Source organism: Pantoea sp. SGAir0180 (assembly GCF_043546245.1).
In genome coordinates this window covers 2,060,753-2,075,709 of the sequence record NZ_CP028071.1, presented here as the reverse complement: position 1 = coordinate 2,075,709, position 14,957 = coordinate 2,060,753, and the positions used below count along the sequence as shown (strand labels likewise).

The following is a 14,957-nucleotide window of genomic DNA, read 5'->3' as shown; positions in this document are numbered from 1 at the left end:
ATGAAGATTTCTGATGTTGTCAGGCTTGTTTTACTGGCCGCGGTGTGGGGTTCAAGTTTTCTGTTTATGAGAATAGCTGTGCCCGCCTTTGGGTCCATTAACGTGGCTTTTTTACGCGTACTATTAGGATTTACGGGGCTTGCCGCCGTCGTCCTGTTCAACATGCAATTACAGACGTTCAATGGGAAACTGAGGGCAACGCTGGTGCTCGGCATCATCAATTCCGGTCTTCCTTTTCTGATGTACTGTATTGCGGCGAGATGGCTCCCGACGGGCTACTCCGCACTGTTTAACGCGACAGCGCCGATGATGGGAGCACTTATCGGGTACTGCTTTTTTGGGGAAGTCATCACCGTAAGAAAATTGATGGGAATATTAACGGGTCTGGCGGGAATAATGCTTATAAGCAGTCCTGCTTTCTCTGGTTTAGGCGGAATGTTTATAGCAGGCGCGCTGGCCTGTCTGGTGGCGACAACCTGTTACGGACTTGCGGGTTATCTTACCAGACGATGGATTACCGAGCGGGGAGGGCTCGATCCGCTTCTGGTCGCACCTGGAAGTCAGGCTGGGGCATCCGTTTTTCTGTTCCCCTTTTTTGGCTGGAACCTGTTTTCAGCAGGTACCGTTAACGGGTTTCAGCCCTGGGTATGGAGCAGCGTAGTCGCGCTGGGCTTAATCTGTACTGCGCTGGCGTACATTTTGTATTTCAGGCTTATTGCAGATACGGGGCCTCTGAAATCTCTTACGGTCACATTTATTATCCCTCCCTTTGCCTGCTTGTGGGGCTATCTTGCGCTTGACGAGAAAATTGGAGAGAAATTTATTGCAGGCGCCTGCCTCATCGGCATTGCGGTCTGGATGGTGGCGTATTCGGGCAGAAAGAGGCAGACCTCATAACGGGAATATTTCTGCAATGCCGTACAAAGTGCCTGGCGGCGTAAACTGGCTTTTACCGCAAGGTGCCTTTTGTGAGAGTCCGCCCTGTATCAGGCCCGGCGATGCGGTTAGCCATACTATCCCGTCAGCCGTTTTGACGGACTGTAATGCTTTAAACAGCGTCAGGTTCAGCAAAAAGAAGGTCTGGTAGCGTTTGCATCAAGAAAGCATAAGGAGAAAGGCTACGTTCTATGCGAATACGGATCATTACGCCTTCATAACTGTGAATAACCAGCCTTGCCGCGCTTTCCGGAGACATGCGTGGCGATAATGTCTGAGACTGCTGAGCGTCAGTAAAGATGTTAATCAGATCGCGCTCCCAGGCGCTAAAAATTGCCAGCAGCTTCTGACGCATTTTTTCACTGTGTACAGCGCCCGTCTGCCCTATAATTCCTGCCAGACAGCCGCCTGCTTCGGGTTCACGCTCAATATATTCCCTGTGTCCGCTCAGCCAGTTTATCAGACGCTGGCGGGGAACAAGCGCTGTATTCAGCAGTGTATTTTCCCGGAGTGCGTCAAACGTCTTGATATAGACGTCAAGGGCGGCACAGGCAAATTCTTCTTTGCTGGAGAAGAGATTATAAAATGATCCTTTAGGCATTCCTGCTTCACCAAGAATAGTGGTAATACCACTACCTTCATATCCTTCCCTCATGAAAACCCTTACACCGGCATTTAAAAGACGTTTGCGCGTATCACTCTTTGCCATAATAATTAGACCGTTCTACTTTTTTTAAAACTATAGCGAACAAGGATAAGAGATGCCACTGTTTAAAACCGCCAGCAGGCACAGTCTGGGGATAAGCATGGTGTGCCTTTCAGCCGTCATGTGGAGTTCAGCAGGTTTCTTCGTGAGAATGCTCGATATGAACACGTGGGCAATGGTCGCATGGCGGTCACTGTTTGCTTTTCTGTCACTGGTTCTTCTGCTGGCGCTGGGTGGGTATTTGCGCCGTTTTGCATTTCGTCATGATATGGGTATAAAAGGTCTGATCACGGCTGCCGTCATGGCGGTTTCTATGTTTTGTTACGTAGCGGCATTGAAACTCACCAGTGTTGCTGGTGTGATGACGGTTTATGCCACCATTCCCTTTTTTGCCATGGGGCTGGGCTGGCTGATACAGAAGAAAAAAATAACAAAGCGCGCGCTTATCTCGGCGGCACTGAGTCTCGTGGGGGTTATTGTTATGGCGACCTCTGCCTCAGGTACGGGCGATATGGCGGGTAACGCACTGGCACTCATGATGACGGCCGGTTTTGCCGCCAGCATCGTGATGTCCGGGACATGGCCGGATATGAATCTGCCGGCAGTTACGGCACTGGCGTGCGCACTCTGCGGTGCATTCTGTTTTATAATGATGCCGCAGGGCCTTCCACTTCCCGGTTTACATGACATGGTATGGTTATGTGCTTTTGCGCTGGCCACGCAGAGTCTGAGTTATCTCCTTTTCATGGCAGGTAGTCGGTATATTAACCCCGCTGAAGCCAGCCTTATTGCGCAAACTGATATTGTGCTGGGGCCTTTATGGGTCTGGCTCTTCTTCAGTGAATTACCGCCCAGCAATACATTACTGGGCGGGGCAATAACCTTCATTGCGGTAACGGGTTACCTTGCAGGTGAGTATTACCTGAAGACAAGAGCAGCTTCGAAAAACTAATCGTTTTCGTATTTAACAGCGCCTCATTTTGGATTCCAGGTCTGATTCTGGCACAAAGCTACAGAACAATATCAACGCCCGGGAATAATGGAAATTACCTTCACTCCCGGGTAACCCCTTTATCATACGCACCATCCATCTGTGATGGCTGACCGTTTCAACAGCCATCACAGGGATGTATTTCAGCAACGAATTAGCCATCTGTTGAAAGTGTCAGGGATTCCCATTGTTCGATTTCATGATGCAAAGCGGCGAGCTTTTGCCGCACCAACGTTAATGCATCACTGCCTAACAACAAGTGCGTGGGTGGGCTCTGGCTTTCAATCAACGTCAGGATGGCCTGCGCTGCTTTTACGGGATCGCCGGGCTGGTTTCCGCTTTTTTCCTGGCGCGCCTGGCGAATGGGGTCAAATAACGCGTCGTAGTCCGGAAGGGTGCGGGCACTGCGTGACATTGAGCGACCGGCCCAGTCGGTGCGAAACGAGCCGGGTGCGACCGCGGTGACTTTTACATTAAACGGGGCCAGTTCCTTACCTAAGGTTTCTGATATGCCTTCCAGCGCAAATTTGCTGCCGCAGTAATAGCTGATACCGGGCAGGGTGATAAAACCGCCCATTGACGTGATATTGATGATGTGGCCGCAGCGTCGCTGACGCATCTCTGGCAGGACGGCTTTTATCATCGCCACTGCGCCAAGCACATTTACGTCAAACTGGCGGCGCATTTCTTCCAGCGAAGATTCTTCCAGAATGCCTTCATGACCATAACCCGCATTGTTCACCAGAACATCAACAGGACCAACGGTAGCGACTATCTCCTTAACGGTCTCAGCAATTCGCTCAACGTCTGTCACGTCAAGCAGGCGACCAAATGCCCGCTGCGCATCAAGCGCTTCAAATGCCTGTAATGCGTCAGGGTTGCGCACGGTTCCAATAACCCGATGGCCCGCAAGCAGGGCTTCCTTCGCCAGGGCAAGACCAAAGCCACTACTCACACCGGTGATAAAAATCGTTTTTGCAGATGTCATAATTTATTCCCATGCAGTAAAAGCTGCATGATATTCTCTGCACCAATGGATTTTCAGGCCATATCTTCTGGTTTTATTGCCTGATTTTATGAGGGTGCGATAATGTCCGACATGATTACACGGGTAAAAACACTGGCCGTTCAGGAAGGGTACAACCTTACTGCGCTGCCCGATGTGAGAATTTTGCGCGCCAACCGCCCGCTTGCCAGAACCCCTGTGCTCTATGATCCCGGCCTTGTCATTGTCTGCCAGGGCCGTAAACGCGGTTATTTCGGTCAAAAGACCTATCTGTACGATGAACAGCACTATCTTGCCGTCTCAGTCCCCGTGCCCTTTACCATGGAAACTGACGCATCGGCAGACCATCCGCTACTGGCTATATATATTCATCTGGATTTTCAGCTTGCTGCGGAACTGATGCTGCAGATTGAGCAGCATGGTGCACCGCAACTTTCCGCCGCGCCTGAGAGCATGATGTCGAGCCCGATGGATGACACGATAAAAACGGCTGTGTTACGTGTGCTTGACGTGCTGGAGAATCCCGCAGAAGCCGCCATTCTGGGGCACGGGAGGATGCGCGAACTCTATTTTCGTGTATTAACCGGCGCGCAGGGCAACGCAATGCGCGCGGCGCTGGCTTTACAAGGTCAGTTCGGCAAAATCGGCAAAGCCTTACGGCGTATCCGTGCCACTTATGCTGATCCTTTAACGCTTACGCAACTGGCGGCGGAAAGCGGTATGAGCGTGCCGACCTTTCATCACCACTTTAAAGCCATAACCCAGCTGCCGCCGATGCAGTATGTAAAATCAGTTCGCCTGCATCAGGCGCGAATGCTGATGGTCCGTCAGCAGCTCACTGCCGCCGCCGCGAGCTACGCCGTTGGCTACGAGAGCCCGTCGCAATTTAATCGTGAGTTCAAACGGCTGTTTGGCCTGCCACCGGCAGAAGAGATAAAGCGTATGCAACGTAATTTCGCCTTTCCGCCTTTGCAGCAAAACTCTGCATTTGTGTCATCGCACTGAAGCTGTGATGGCATCGCTGACGAGATGCAAAATGAGCAGGTAGAAAACCGCTCTTTTTCTGATTTATCACTCATATTTAAGCCGTGCTAATACCGGTAGATAACCGTATCATCAATCCGCCCCAGACTATCGAGGCGTTCGTTAACCAGTCTGGCTTCGGGTTTGAAACCGCACTTTAACGCAACAGACTGACTGCGTACGTTACGTCCTGCCGTACGAATTTCGATTCGCTTTGCCTGAAAAAAATCGGCGGCCATGTTTGTGACCAGCTTACAAGCTTCAGACATAATGCCTTTACCCCACATATCAGTGGCGAGCCAGTAGCCGATTTCATAATAAGGAATCGCGCGATTCCTGATAAATAAGCTAATACAGCCTGAGAGGTCATCTGACTGACGATCAATGATTAAAAACTTATATTCAACGTTGTCATTCAGGAAATTCCCGGCCGCCTCCGCCATATTTTTCTCAACAGCATTCAGAGAGTGAAAACCGGGAGACCAGAGCAGGAATTCATGATGAAGGGAACTAAATGCATTCAGTTTTTGCTGCATTTCTTCCGTACGACTCATGTCCGGGGCGATCAGATAAAAGGTTTCATGCTGCCGAAAATTAAGGGGAATATCATCCAGGTACATAACTCATCTCCTGAACTCAGATTAATTTTCTTTCTTATCACAAGCGATGAAGATCTGCATCCGCTTCAGATAACAGGTTGGGCAACCTCCACGCCGGACACCGCGCCAACAACTCCGCTCCCAGCGGAAAGACGCTCGCGCATCGCCAAAAACCACCGCACTATCCTGCATCCACCTCATATAACCGTGCCGCTTCCCCATCCAAATGCGATCTCCGGCCTCACGAATGTTATATAACTGTAAGTATCAATCGAATAACGTTGTCACCTGGCGCGTTAACGCGTTATCTGTTTACTGGAGAAGCCTGCTATGACGCGCGCTGTTTCTTTTTTGGTTGCTGGAGTGCTGCTGAGTCCGTTCGCCCATGCGGCCCCGCTTTACTACACGATTTCCACGCCTGACACGGCAATAGGGCTGTCATGGCGTGCCTTTGGCGGGATGTCGCATGCGAAACTGACGGGTGTGACCGGCGAGGTGACGCTGAACCCGGCGAATGAGCTGGATAATCATGTCCGGGTCACCATTCCGGTTTCCACGCTAATCGCCTCAAACAATCTGCTGACCTATCAGCTTAAAAGCAGCATGTTTTTTGATGCGCCGCGCTATCCCAATATCGTCTTCACCAGCACCCGCATCGTGGCGCGCGGCAACGGTAAATACCGGCTTTTTGGTGCGTTAGCGGTGAAGGACGTCCAGCGACCGGTGATCCTTGACGCGACGATGGAAGAGCATGATCGCACCGCAGAGACTGGCGACAGGATCTCGCTGCATGCGATGACCACGATCTCGCGCTCGGCCTACCATATGGATCGCTTTACCTCGCTGGTGGATGACAGGGTAACCATTACTATCGATATTCAGGCAGAGGCCAGCCATGTCCCCTGAACGCGCCTGGCTAACTGCCGCGTGGTGGTCAGGCGTTAAGCGCGGTTTTCAGGGCACTGGCGCTGGCGGATAATTCCCCGGCCGGATTGCGGCCAATCAGAACAAACTGGTAGCCGCGGTGATGCCACCACACCAGGCGCATATCATGGCGCTGTTCGCGCTCAAGCCCGGTTGAAGTCGGATGCGCATCGGGGGAAATGCACAGCGCCATCGGGCCATATTCCGCATGGATCCAGGCAATCTGCGCAATTGACGTACTGTCATAGCGTAGCATGCGCACCATTTTTAACTCTGCGTCGGGCAGCGTGAGCTGCTGCGTATGCAGATGCAGACCGATATCCTGTGCCGTGCGGGCCAGGCCATGCTGCAAGGCGGCAGGGGAGTTATCGGCATCCAGCAGGGTTTCTGCGCTGTAGAGCGACATGTACTGCGCTTCAAGATCGCGAATCTTCTCACTCTCACTCAGCGCGGTTTTGCCGGGGCGCGCCAGATAACCCAGCCCCGAGCCGATCAGCAGAAAACTCAGCGAGGCGGCGATCAGTGAACGACGACTGACGCCCGTAGTGGACGTCATTTTGGGTTCAGGCGCGGGGGGAGCTGAGAGTGCATCCAGCTGGCGCCGCATGTTGGCTTCCGGGGCTTTGTCCAGTAACGGCGCAAAGGCCGCCTCAAAGTCGAGCTGGCTTTTCATCAGTTCATCAATGCGATCAGCCAGATCAGAATCCGTCTCCAGCAGCGCTTCGAGCCTGCGCGCGTCAGCCGGATCCATCTCGCCATCCAGCCAGGCGACCAGGGCTTCGTCGCTGTACGGAGGCGTAAATTGCGACGTGTTCATGAGCGTTTCTCCTTTGCGGCATCCTGATCATCAAACGACCTGGCCAGCGCCGAACGCGCGGTGGCCAGCCTGCTCATGATGGTGCCGACAGGCACGGCCAGCGTCTCTGCGGCTTCCTGATAGGTAAAGCCTTCTACATAAACCAGAAACACGGTATTACGCTGGGCTTCCGGTAGCGCACTGACGCGCTGCATGATTTTCTGAAAATGCAGGCGTTTTTCATCACGTTCCTGCGCGTCCGGGGCCAGCAGTTCGTCACTGTCAACAAAGCCCTGTCCCAGCCGTACGCGGCGGGCGCGCAGATCAGAAATCCAGATGGAGTGAAGGATCGTGAACAGCCAGCGATCGATTCGCGTGCCGGGCGTATACTGCGCGCTCTTTTCGAGCGCGCGAACGCAGGTCGACTGTACCAGCTCTTCGGCAACGTCGTGGTTTCGGGACAGCACCAGGCCGTAGCGCCACAGGCGCGTCAGATGGGCAGCAAGCTGCTGACGAACTTCGCTGGTCGTAATATCACTGTCCTCGCATTGCGTATCAGGATTCCGGATGGCCAGCAATGGCGGCCTGCAAATCACGATACTCCTCGCAGCCCGTTCCGCACAGGCGGGCGAGAGTATTTAACTGTGCTTTCGCCAGGTCGGGACGACCTTTAATCAGCCACGCTTCGCCGAGATATTAACGTACTTTGGCATAGCGTGGATTGAGCGCCAGCGAACGCTGATAATACCCGATACCTTCATCGGTTCGCCCGAGTTTTCGGGTGGCATAGCCGCGGTAATTCCAGGCCTCGGCGGTGTCAGGCTGTTTCAGCTTGTCCAGCAGCGTCAGCGCGGCCTGGTACTCGCCTTTTTTCGCCAGATGATAGGCATAACGGGTTTTGTCTTCGTCAGTCAGATGCGCCGATTTATCGGGGACGCACTGTTTACGCTTGCTGTCATAAACCTGCCCATGCGGACAGTCCGGGATCGTACTGTTGGTGCTGTCATCCCCTGCGGCCAGCGCGGGTGCGGTGTGGATAACCAGCAGCAGCGCCGGAATCCATAGTTTACGGCCTGTATTATGCAGTATCGATGCAATGTTTTTCATGGCAGAGCTCCAGTTAACAGAACGGGCGAACGGGCAGCATGCGACGCAGCACGTTATCGCGGAAAACAAAGTGATAAAGCAGGGCGGCCAAGGCATGAAACGCGGCCAGAACGATCAGCGTCCAGGCGATGGTGTTATGCCATTCCCTCAATGAATGTTTAAACAGGGCATCGACATGGACCCGCCCGCTCAGCCCGAAGAGGCCGAAAAAGTGAAACGGCTCCTGCTGTGCCCAGCGGAACAGAAAGCCCAATACAACCTGCGTGAACAGCAACAGACAGCGCGCGCCGTGCACGCAGTGAGACAGAATGGATGCCGGACGGGATATCGACGCCGCAGGCAGGGCATAACGCGGCGAGCATTGACTCATCACCCGCCAGACCGGACGAACCACCATCACCAGCGCCAGCAAAATACCCCAGGAAATGTGCACTGACTGTAAGCCTTTCCTGAGCGGCGTGCCGCGCTCCAGCCATTGCCAGATGTGGGCGCTGGCGAATAAAAAGAGGAGGCTGGCGGCGGTGATCCAGTGCAGCGCCAGAGTCAGCCGGTCATCGTGCTGTCGGGGTTTTACGGGTTGAGCATGAATCATGACGTGGGTTCTCTCGTTCAGATTTCTGCTGAGTAAACGTGCGTCCTGCGATTTCTATTCACTCTTTTTTTTGCAACCCATTGGCAGGGCCTGCCTTGCTCAAAAGCGTGGACAGAATGCGGCGAAGTCGATTGACGAAACCCTGTTGGTGTTTTAATGATGTAAGACTGTTTACAGGCGGCAGTGAAAAGCGAATCCGACTCTTGAGGCGCGCGTAACGATGACGATACCGGTATGTATTCCCGACGATTATCAACTGGCTACAGCAGGACTGGACTGCCTGAAACGCCATCCGGCCTTTCACTGTACCGCTGTTGGGGATATCCATTGCGATCCCGCCGCCGCTGAAGCGCTGGCAAGTGCTCAGGCCCTGATCCTGATTCGCGAGCGCACCATCATTGACGAGGCGTTTTTACAGCGCACGCCCCAACTGAAGCTGATCAGCCAGACCGGCAAGATCGCCCGCAATATCGATCTTGCAGCCTGTTCCCGGGCTGGCGTGGCGGTGGTGGAAGGCGTGGGTTCGCCCGTTGCGCCGGCAGAGCTGACATGGCTGTTAATCATGGCGGCCCGCAGGAAGTTCGTACAGGCCGTTAACGCCATGCGTGCCGGACACTGGCAGGCAGAACTGGGGCAGGGTGTACACAAACAGACGTTAGGGATTCTGGGCTACGGCAAAATTGGCAAGCGTATTGCGGCTTACGCCCGCGCGTTTGGCATGCAGGTGCAGATTTGGGGCAGCGATCGCGCCCGACAGGAAGCGCAGCAAGAAGGCTTAATCGTGCCAGCCAGCCGTGAGGCGTTTTTTGCGACCAGCGATGTGATAACTGTTCATCAGCGCCTGGTGACCGCCACCGAGGGCAACATCACGCTGAGCGACCTGGTGCAGATGAAGCCCGATGCGTTGTTTGTGAACACCAGCCGGGCAGAGCTGGTGGCAGAGGGCGCCCTGCTGAGCGCGCTCCGGCAGGGCCGTCCGGGATTTGCCGCGCTGGATGTCTTTGAGGCAGAGCCCCTTTACGATCCGGCGCATCCAGTGTTATCGATGCCCAACGTACTTTGCACGCCCCACATCGGCTATGTTGAAAAGGACAGTTACACGCTTTATTTCCGCACCGCGTTTGACAATGTGGTGCGTTTTTTCCAGGGTGACACTAGCCACGTGATCAACCCTGAGGCGCTGGATTAAACGCAATTTGCTGCGCTAAACCGTTACGTGGACGCAGTGTCAATACGTACGGGTGTTCAGGGAAAAGATAACACGTTTAAGAAAGCTAAACAGAAAGCCGGAAAGTGATAAAGCCATCCGCTGATCCGTTTAACTATCGCCAGGTTTGTCATCGAGTCCACTCGTATTCACGGCTCACATACCCGAGCGCAGAGGGTAGGAAATGTTTTAATGGCCTGAAGCTGAAGCGTCGCGTTTACTGAGCCAGCCGTTATCTGCCTGCTCCGCTTTAAATACCCCAGGTGACGTCACTCACCCTCGCGAATAAGGCATAAAAAAATGAAGATGGAAAATATCCCTTTTGGCACAACCGACTGGTCACAGATCGAGGAAGAACGCCATGAAGGTGAATGCGGCTTCGCGCTCTGGCGTGTGGCAAAGTTTGGCGCTATCCGGGTCAGAATGGTTGAGTACTCTCCGGGTTATGTCGCCGATCACTGGTGTTTAAAAGGTCACATTCTTCTGTGCCTGAAAGGCGAAATGACCACGGAACTGGACGATGGACGAGTGTTTGTCCTGACGCCTGGCGTGAGCTATCAGGTGGCGGACAATGCCGAAGCGCATCGCTCGACGACAACGCAGGGCGCAACGCTGTTTATCGTTGATTGAAGGGAGGTAGGGTGACTTTCTTGTTGTACGCCAGTAAAGGGGGAAGCGCGTTTTTTAAACGTGAGATCGGTTGTTGAAATAATGCGCCAGAACCCGGCATGGAGCACGACAGGTGATGGCCTGCGTCATTAAATAAGGCCTGTTCATGTGCTGAGTCAGACAAACAATATAAACAGGTCTGAAATATCGTGATGATTTCATCAGACGAAAATGAAAAGGACTATCATGTTCTACCTGTCAGAAATAAATAAAGATGACGCTGCGTTAGCCTGCCTGGTAAGTGAACTTGATGCGTTTCAACGCGCGCTTTATCCTGCAGAAAGTCATCATTGCCTGGACCTTTCCACCGTCAGTAATAAGAAACTGCGCTGCGTCATTGCGCGTGATGCTAATGGGCTGCCCGCTGGTTGTGGCACTTTACTTCTTCAGGATGGCAACGTAGGCGAAATTAAACGGGTTTACATTCGTCCAGAATATCGGGGGCGCCAACTCGGCGAGCAAATTCTGGCCTCACTTGAAAAATTCGCGTCAGAGAACAGCTGTTATCAGCTACGCCTTGAAACCGGCATTCATCAACAGCCCGCTATAGCGCTGTATCGTCGATGCGGCTACAGGCTTTGTGAAGCTTTCCCTCCCTATATCAGCGATCCTTTAAGCGTGTATATGTGCAAGGACCTGTAGAAGTACGGCTTACACTTCATCTCTCCGCTTTTATAACGCGCGGTGACATCTTGAGCGTTTGTCGAGGGAGCTGCGTTGCAACTGAGGGTAAATAATTCAGGAAAGACGGTGCAGTAACCGGTTTGTAACCCCGTCATGTTTGCCTGTAAAGGCGGTCGTTTCCCTCTGCCAGGGTAACGTCTGCTGCTCTGGCACTGTTTCTAATACAAGGTTCGCGAGGAAGGTGTCGCTTGTCTGACGCATGAATGTTTGCGCGGTGGCAGAAGCGGACGTTTCTGACCTGCTTATGTAGTTGTTTGGGGCGCGCAGTCCTGCTCATCCTGTCCCGGTTGCCTTGCTCACCCTCGCTCTGCGTCTATGCTTTTTCATTTAAGCTTTACAGGTAAAGTAAAATGCTTCCTTCTTCCGATCCTCAGATGTTGCTGCTGCTCTACTTTATTTTGCCTGTCTGGCTTATTGCTGGGTTTGCGGACTGGCTTTGTCACAGAGCCACTGATATCGAAACCACCACCGGTCTGAAAGAAACCTATATTCATATTCTGATGTTTCTGGAGATGGGCCTGCCCTTACTCGCGGCCCTCTTTTTAGAGGTAAACGCGTTAGTCATTGCGTTTATGATAGTGCTGTTTTTCTGCCATGAGGCGACAGCGCTGTGGGATGTGACTTATGCTGTGACCGCCAGGCGGGTCTCACCGGTTGAGCAGCATGTGCACAGTTTTTTGGAAATGCTACCTTTAGTGGCGCTTCTACTGGTGGTTTCCCGTCACTGGCCGCAGTTTTTGGCACTGTTTGGTTTCGGTGAAGAATCTGCACGATTTGAACTTAAACTCAGAGCAGACCCGTTGCCAGGCCACTATATCGTGGCTGTACTTACAGGAATAGTGGTGCTTGAATTGCTGCCTTACCTTGAAGAGTACTGGCGCGGCAAAAAAGCAAAACAGCGCACACGAAACATCTGACCTGCCATCTGATACATCAGTCGTCCTGATGCACTAAGCGGCGTCCGCTCAGACGCTTAAAGCCGTCATTTGTTTAATCCTGCCTTGTCGGTATCCGAGGTGCCGATAAGCGTGGCGCAACCGTTATGACGCTGACGTGTTTCGTTGCGCTTCAGGGAGGATTTCACTGAGGTTCGTGTGGGGTGCAGACAAGAGTGGGAAGACACAATGTAAGGAAGATGAGCAGCAATGCGCGCGCTTTGTGTTTGAAAAATGCCCGGCCAGCACGGGAGTCAAGGTGCTCATACCGTTATTGATGACGATGCCGCACGGAGTCTTGATGTAGTCAAATCTGGAAGCGTAATGCGCCCACAGGGAGGGATTCACATGCTGGTGCTGTACAGCGGGGGCAGGCGCCTGGCGCAAGCAGAGACAATGCCGTGTCATCGTCAGCCACGGCAGGCTTCGGTGTACCCGACTGTCAGCGAATGCTGCCGGTCCGGAAATGGCGACTAACGCAAATGATAAGAATAGTCCGCCCGGTGAGCCGGTAATGTCTGTTTATTCAGTCCGGTCCAGGGCGTCTTCTGACCGTGAAGAAACACGCTACAGGATCGGACAGGCCGGAGGCAGGGAAGGGCAGGGGAAGTCAGGTGCGGGGGCTGTCTGGCAGACATTATGCCTGTAAAAAAAAGCCCGTCGGCATAAACGCGACGGGCCAGCCCGAAGGCGATAAGTATCTTTCTGACAACAACCACATCACATCAGAGTTAACTCGCACTTCATGACAGGCATATTTCAGCCCGCGTCAGGTTTCGGCTTCTCCGTTGTTTCTTTTGCGGCCTGACGGGAAAGACAGTGAATAAAGTTTCCCAGTATGGCGACTGAACTGACGATACCCAGCAGATCTGCCGTGAGCAGCAAATCAGTACGCGCCAGGCGATCAATAAGACCGGACTGTGCCAGAAAGGGCTCAATGTCCTTAACCATTCGCAGCAGATGATGGAGATTGTTGGCAAAGGTATCCGGGCTGCTGTAGTCACCGCTTTTCAGTTGCGTAAAAAGTACATCAACATCTGCTTTTAGTCTCAGGACGAGAGTCATGTACTCGATGTCATCCTTTTCAGACACGGAATGCCTCCACCATGCCGCGCAGGGTGTGCGCCTGCTCAGAGAGGGAGCGGGATGCCGACGATGACTCCTCGACCAGCGCCGCGTTGTTCTGCGTTACGCCGTCCATCTGGCTCACCGCCACGCTGACCTGCGAAATCCCCTGCATCTGCTCCGACGAGGCCAGCGCAATCGTGTCCATGGATTCGGCCAGTTCACCGACCATATCCACGATTTTCAGGATGCTCTGCCCGGTGCCAGTGGCAACCTCCACGCCGCTTTCCACCTGGCTCACGGCCTGTTCAATCAGGGCCTTGATGTCCTTCGCTGCCGTGGCGCTGCGCTGCGCCAGCGTACGGACCTCACCGGCCACCACGGCGAAGCCGCGACCTTCCTCACCGGCGCGCGCCGCTTCAACGGCGGCGTTCAGCGCCAGGATATTGGTCTGGAACGCAATGCTCTCAATCACCGATGTAATATCCCGGACCTTCAGCGCACTTGCCTGAATGTTATGCATCGTCTCCGTCATGTCAGTGACCTTTGCCTTGTCGGCGTCGACCGTGCGCGCGGTTTTGCGGGCGGACTCCGCAGTCTGCTGCGCACCGGCAGTATTGCTCTTCACTGTGGCGGTCAGCTGCTCCATGCTGGCGGCGGTTTCCTGCAGCGCGGCGGCCTGTTCTTCGGTGCGGGAAGACAGTTCGGTGTTCCCCTGAGCAATTTCGTCGGCGGCCAGGGCCACGGAGGCGGCGGCATCCTTGATCTGCGATACCAGGCCGCGCAGGTTGGCCTGCATGCTATCCAGCGAGGCCAGCAGGCTGGTTGTGTCGTTGCGGCGAAGGGCGACGGGGGTGGTCAGGTCACCTGCGGCGATGCTGGCAGCCAGCGTCTGCGCCTGTGCGGGCTCACCGCCGAGCTGACGCATCAGCAGCCGGGTAATGAAAACACCGGTGCCTGCCGCAACGAGCACGGATGCGACAGCGAGCAACATCAGGATGAGTGAGGCATGTGCGATGGCGGCACTGTTCTGTTCTCCGGATGTGACGCTGACCTTCTTCTGTATTTTTACCAGGTCAGTAAGGGCGCTGAGCATCCTGTCCTGAACCGGATTGACCTCTTTTGCAAGATAGGCAATAAAGGCCTTGTCCTGATTGGCGAGTCCGAGCTGTCTGGCATTTTCAAAAACGGTAAAAAAAGCGTTCTGAGCGTCGTTCAGTCTTTTCAGCGCTTCCTGACCCGCTGGCGTTGAGTCTGCTTCCATGATCTGATGCATTTCTGCAAGGCTGGTCAGAAAGTCGGCTTTACTCTTCTGCATGAGTACATCAGCAGGTTTCATGTCTTCAGGAGCGCTGAGCAGGCCGAGTGTCCTCACCGAGATGGCCATGTCTTTCAGTTCACTGAGCATGAGGGTGGCAAGCTGGCTTTTTTTCATTTTGTAACGAACAACATCATCCAGGCTTTCACGCGCTTTAATCAGGGCATGAAGCGCAGTGCCAGTACATATGGCAGACAGGAGGATAAGAAGGCCGAAACCGGCGGCAAGGCGGGTGGAAATTTTCATGCGCTCTCTCTGTTAAGTTTTTATTTTGTTGTGTTTTTAGTTACTAACCACAATTTACTATCGGCACACCGCTCCGCTTGCTCCACACTTGTTTTGTTAAATTAATATTTCACTTTCCACCCGCAGCCCTCTGACACAGGACTGAGCGAGCGT

Annotated in this window: 16 protein-coding genes and 1 pseudogene; 8 read left to right on the top strand and 9 right to left on the bottom strand. The window is 53.6% G+C overall.

Features of this window, described 5'->3' with window-relative positions; all coding sequences use genetic code 11:
- Positions 1 to 897 carry a DMT family transporter gene (locus C1N58_RS09670; protein ID WP_394564837.1) on the top strand — a complete coding sequence of 299 codons (897 nt, stop codon included), beginning with the start codon at positions 1 to 3 and terminating at the stop codon, positions 895 to 897.
- Positions 898 to 1,048: 151 nt separating this feature from the next.
- On the opposite strand, the gene C1N58_RS09665 is transcribed toward C1N58_RS09670, so the two are convergent.
- A complete protein-coding gene (locus C1N58_RS09665; protein WP_375096216.1) occupies positions 1,049 to 1,645 on the bottom strand; it encodes a TetR/AcrR family transcriptional regulator in 597 nt (198 codons plus the stop codon).
- Positions 1,646 to 1,697: 52 nt separating this feature from the next.
- Between C1N58_RS09665 and C1N58_RS09660 the strand changes: the two genes are divergently transcribed.
- Positions 1,698 to 2,594, top strand: a complete 897-nt coding sequence (locus tag C1N58_RS09660) for a DMT family transporter (RefSeq protein ID WP_394564836.1) — start codon at positions 1,698 to 1,700, stop codon at positions 2,592 to 2,594.
- Positions 2,595 to 2,787: 193 nt separating this feature from the next.
- On the opposite strand, the gene C1N58_RS09655 is transcribed toward C1N58_RS09660, so the two are convergent.
- Positions 2,788 to 3,621, bottom strand: coding sequence for an oxidoreductase (locus C1N58_RS09655; RefSeq protein ID WP_054687838.1), 834 nt, complete (start codon positions 3,619 to 3,621; stop codon positions 2,788 to 2,790).
- A 102-nt stretch (positions 3,622 to 3,723) separates the two neighbouring features.
- Between C1N58_RS09655 and C1N58_RS09650 the strand changes: the two genes are divergently transcribed.
- Positions 3,724 to 4,644, top strand: a complete 921-nt coding sequence (locus tag C1N58_RS09650) for an AraC family transcriptional regulator (RefSeq protein ID WP_394564835.1) — start codon at positions 3,724 to 3,726, stop codon at positions 4,642 to 4,644.
- Between the two features lie 86 nt (positions 4,645 to 4,730).
- Here the strand turns inward: C1N58_RS09650 and C1N58_RS09645 are convergent, their stop codons facing one another.
- On the bottom strand, positions 4,731 to 5,282 hold the full coding sequence (locus C1N58_RS09645) for a GNAT family N-acetyltransferase (protein WP_033738408.1): 552 nt from the start codon (positions 5,280 to 5,282) through the stop codon (positions 4,731 to 4,733).
- Between the two features lie 309 nt (positions 5,283 to 5,591).
- On the opposite strand from C1N58_RS09645, the gene C1N58_RS09640 reads away from it, so the two are divergent.
- A complete protein-coding gene (locus C1N58_RS09640; protein ID WP_054633978.1) occupies positions 5,592 to 6,167 on the top strand; it encodes a YceI family protein in 576 nt (191 codons plus the stop codon).
- A 28-nt stretch (positions 6,168 to 6,195) separates the two neighbouring features.
- On the opposite strand, the gene C1N58_RS09635 is transcribed toward C1N58_RS09640, so the two are convergent.
- The 4 genes and pseudogenes from C1N58_RS09635 to C1N58_RS09620 all read right to left on the bottom strand — a co-directional run bounded on the left by C1N58_RS09635 (position 6,196) and on the right by C1N58_RS09620 (position 8,680).
- Positions 6,196 to 7,002, bottom strand: coding sequence for an anti-sigma factor family protein (locus C1N58_RS09635; RefSeq protein ID WP_394549594.1), 807 nt, complete (start codon positions 7,000 to 7,002; stop codon positions 6,196 to 6,198).
- Positions 6,999 to 7,556, bottom strand: a complete 558-nt coding sequence (locus C1N58_RS09630; RefSeq protein WP_394564881.1) for a sigma-70 family RNA polymerase sigma factor — start codon at positions 7,554 to 7,556, stop codon at positions 6,999 to 7,001. The genes C1N58_RS09635 and C1N58_RS09630 overlap by 4 nt, the downstream gene beginning before the upstream one ends.
- Positions 7,537 to 8,088: pseudogene (locus C1N58_RS09625) on the bottom strand (tetratricopeptide repeat protein). Before C1N58_RS09625 ends, C1N58_RS09630 begins: the two are co-directional and overlap by 20 nt.
- A gap of 13 nt (positions 8,089 to 8,101) precedes the next feature.
- Positions 8,102 to 8,680: a cytochrome b gene (locus tag C1N58_RS09620; protein WP_394564834.1), complete on the bottom strand. Its 579-nt coding sequence runs from the start codon at positions 8,678 to 8,680 to the stop codon at positions 8,102 to 8,104.
- 220 nt (positions 8,681 to 8,900) lie between these two features.
- Here C1N58_RS09620 and C1N58_RS09615 point away from each other — a divergent pair, with 220 nt between their 5' ends.
- The 4 genes from C1N58_RS09615 (at position 8,901) to C1N58_RS09600 (ending at position 12,157) form a co-directional block, all read left to right on the top strand.
- On the top strand, positions 8,901 to 9,869 hold the full coding sequence (locus C1N58_RS09615; protein WP_394564833.1) for a D-2-hydroxyacid dehydrogenase family protein: 969 nt from the start codon (positions 8,901 to 8,903) through the stop codon (positions 9,867 to 9,869).
- 318 nt (positions 9,870 to 10,187) lie between these two features.
- On the top strand, positions 10,188 to 10,517 hold the full coding sequence (locus C1N58_RS09610) for a DHCW motif cupin fold protein (protein ID WP_058709212.1): 330 nt from the start codon (positions 10,188 to 10,190) through the stop codon (positions 10,515 to 10,517).
- Between the two features lie 225 nt (positions 10,518 to 10,742).
- Entirely contained in the window at positions 10,743 to 11,198 is a 456-nt protein-coding gene (locus C1N58_RS09605) for a GNAT family N-acetyltransferase (RefSeq protein ID WP_033738395.1), read from the top strand.
- A 392-nt stretch (positions 11,199 to 11,590) separates the two neighbouring features.
- Positions 11,591 to 12,157: a hypothetical protein gene (locus C1N58_RS09600; RefSeq protein WP_054633972.1), complete on the top strand. Its 567-nt coding sequence runs from the start codon at positions 11,591 to 11,593 to the stop codon at positions 12,155 to 12,157.
- Positions 12,158 to 12,934: 777 nt separating this feature from the next.
- On the opposite strand, the gene C1N58_RS09595 is transcribed toward C1N58_RS09600, so the two are convergent.
- Both C1N58_RS09595 and C1N58_RS09590 read right to left on the bottom strand, forming a co-directional pair.
- On the bottom strand, positions 12,935 to 13,240 hold the full coding sequence (locus C1N58_RS09595) for a hypothetical protein (protein WP_133745163.1): 306 nt from the start codon (positions 13,238 to 13,240) through the stop codon (positions 12,935 to 12,937).
- Positions 13,241 to 13,259: 19 nt separating this feature from the next.
- Positions 13,260 to 14,804, bottom strand: coding sequence for a methyl-accepting chemotaxis protein (locus C1N58_RS09590; protein WP_394564832.1), 1,545 nt, complete (start codon positions 14,802 to 14,804; stop codon positions 13,260 to 13,262).
- Positions 14,805 to 14,957: the final 153 nt, after the last annotated feature.

What these genes read in the sequence shown, in the direction of transcription:
- C1N58_RS09615 (WP_394564833.1), top strand. Translation starts at nt 8,901, where the DNA reads ATGACGATACCGGTATGTATTCCCGACGATTATCAACTGGCTACAGCA.
- C1N58_RS09635 (WP_394549594.1), bottom strand. Translation starts at nt 7,002, where the DNA reads ATGAACACGTCGCAATTTACGCCTCCGTACAGCGACGAAGCCCTGGTC.
- C1N58_RS09640 (WP_054633978.1), top strand. Translation starts at nt 5,592, where the DNA reads ATGACGCGCGCTGTTTCTTTTTTGGTTGCTGGAGTGCTGCTGAGTCCG.
- C1N58_RS09600 (WP_054633972.1), top strand. Translation starts at nt 11,591, where the DNA reads ATGCTTCCTTCTTCCGATCCTCAGATGTTGCTGCTGCTCTACTTTATT.
- C1N58_RS09620 (WP_394564834.1), bottom strand. Translation starts at nt 8,680, where the DNA reads ATGATTCATGCTCAACCCGTAAAACCCCGACAGCACGATGACCGGCTG.
- C1N58_RS09665 (WP_375096216.1), bottom strand. Translation starts at nt 1,645, where the DNA reads ATGGCAAAGAGTGATACGCGCAAACGTCTTTTAAATGCCGGTGTAAGG.
- C1N58_RS09610 (WP_058709212.1), top strand. Translation starts at nt 10,188, where the DNA reads ATGAAGATGGAAAATATCCCTTTTGGCACAACCGACTGGTCACAGATC.
- C1N58_RS09670 (WP_394564837.1), top strand. Translation starts at nt 1, where the DNA reads ATGAAGATTTCTGATGTTGTCAGGCTTGTTTTACTGGCCGCGGTGTGG.
- C1N58_RS09605 (WP_033738395.1), top strand. Translation starts at nt 10,743, where the DNA reads ATGTTCTACCTGTCAGAAATAAATAAAGATGACGCTGCGTTAGCCTGC.
- C1N58_RS09590 (WP_394564832.1), bottom strand. Translation starts at nt 14,804, where the DNA reads ATGAAAATTTCCACCCGCCTTGCCGCCGGTTTCGGCCTTCTTATCCTC.
- C1N58_RS09595 (WP_133745163.1), bottom strand. Translation starts at nt 13,240, where the DNA reads ATGACTCTCGTCCTGAGACTAAAAGCAGATGTTGATGTACTTTTTACG.
- C1N58_RS09660 (WP_394564836.1), top strand. Translation starts at nt 1,698, where the DNA reads ATGCCACTGTTTAAAACCGCCAGCAGGCACAGTCTGGGGATAAGCATG.
- C1N58_RS09645 (WP_033738408.1), bottom strand. Translation starts at nt 5,282, where the DNA reads ATGTACCTGGATGATATTCCCCTTAATTTTCGGCAGCATGAAACCTTT.
- C1N58_RS09655 (WP_054687838.1), bottom strand. Translation starts at nt 3,621, where the DNA reads ATGACATCTGCAAAAACGATTTTTATCACCGGTGTGAGTAGTGGCTTT.
- C1N58_RS09650 (WP_394564835.1), top strand. Translation starts at nt 3,724, where the DNA reads ATGTCCGACATGATTACACGGGTAAAAACACTGGCCGTTCAGGAAGGG.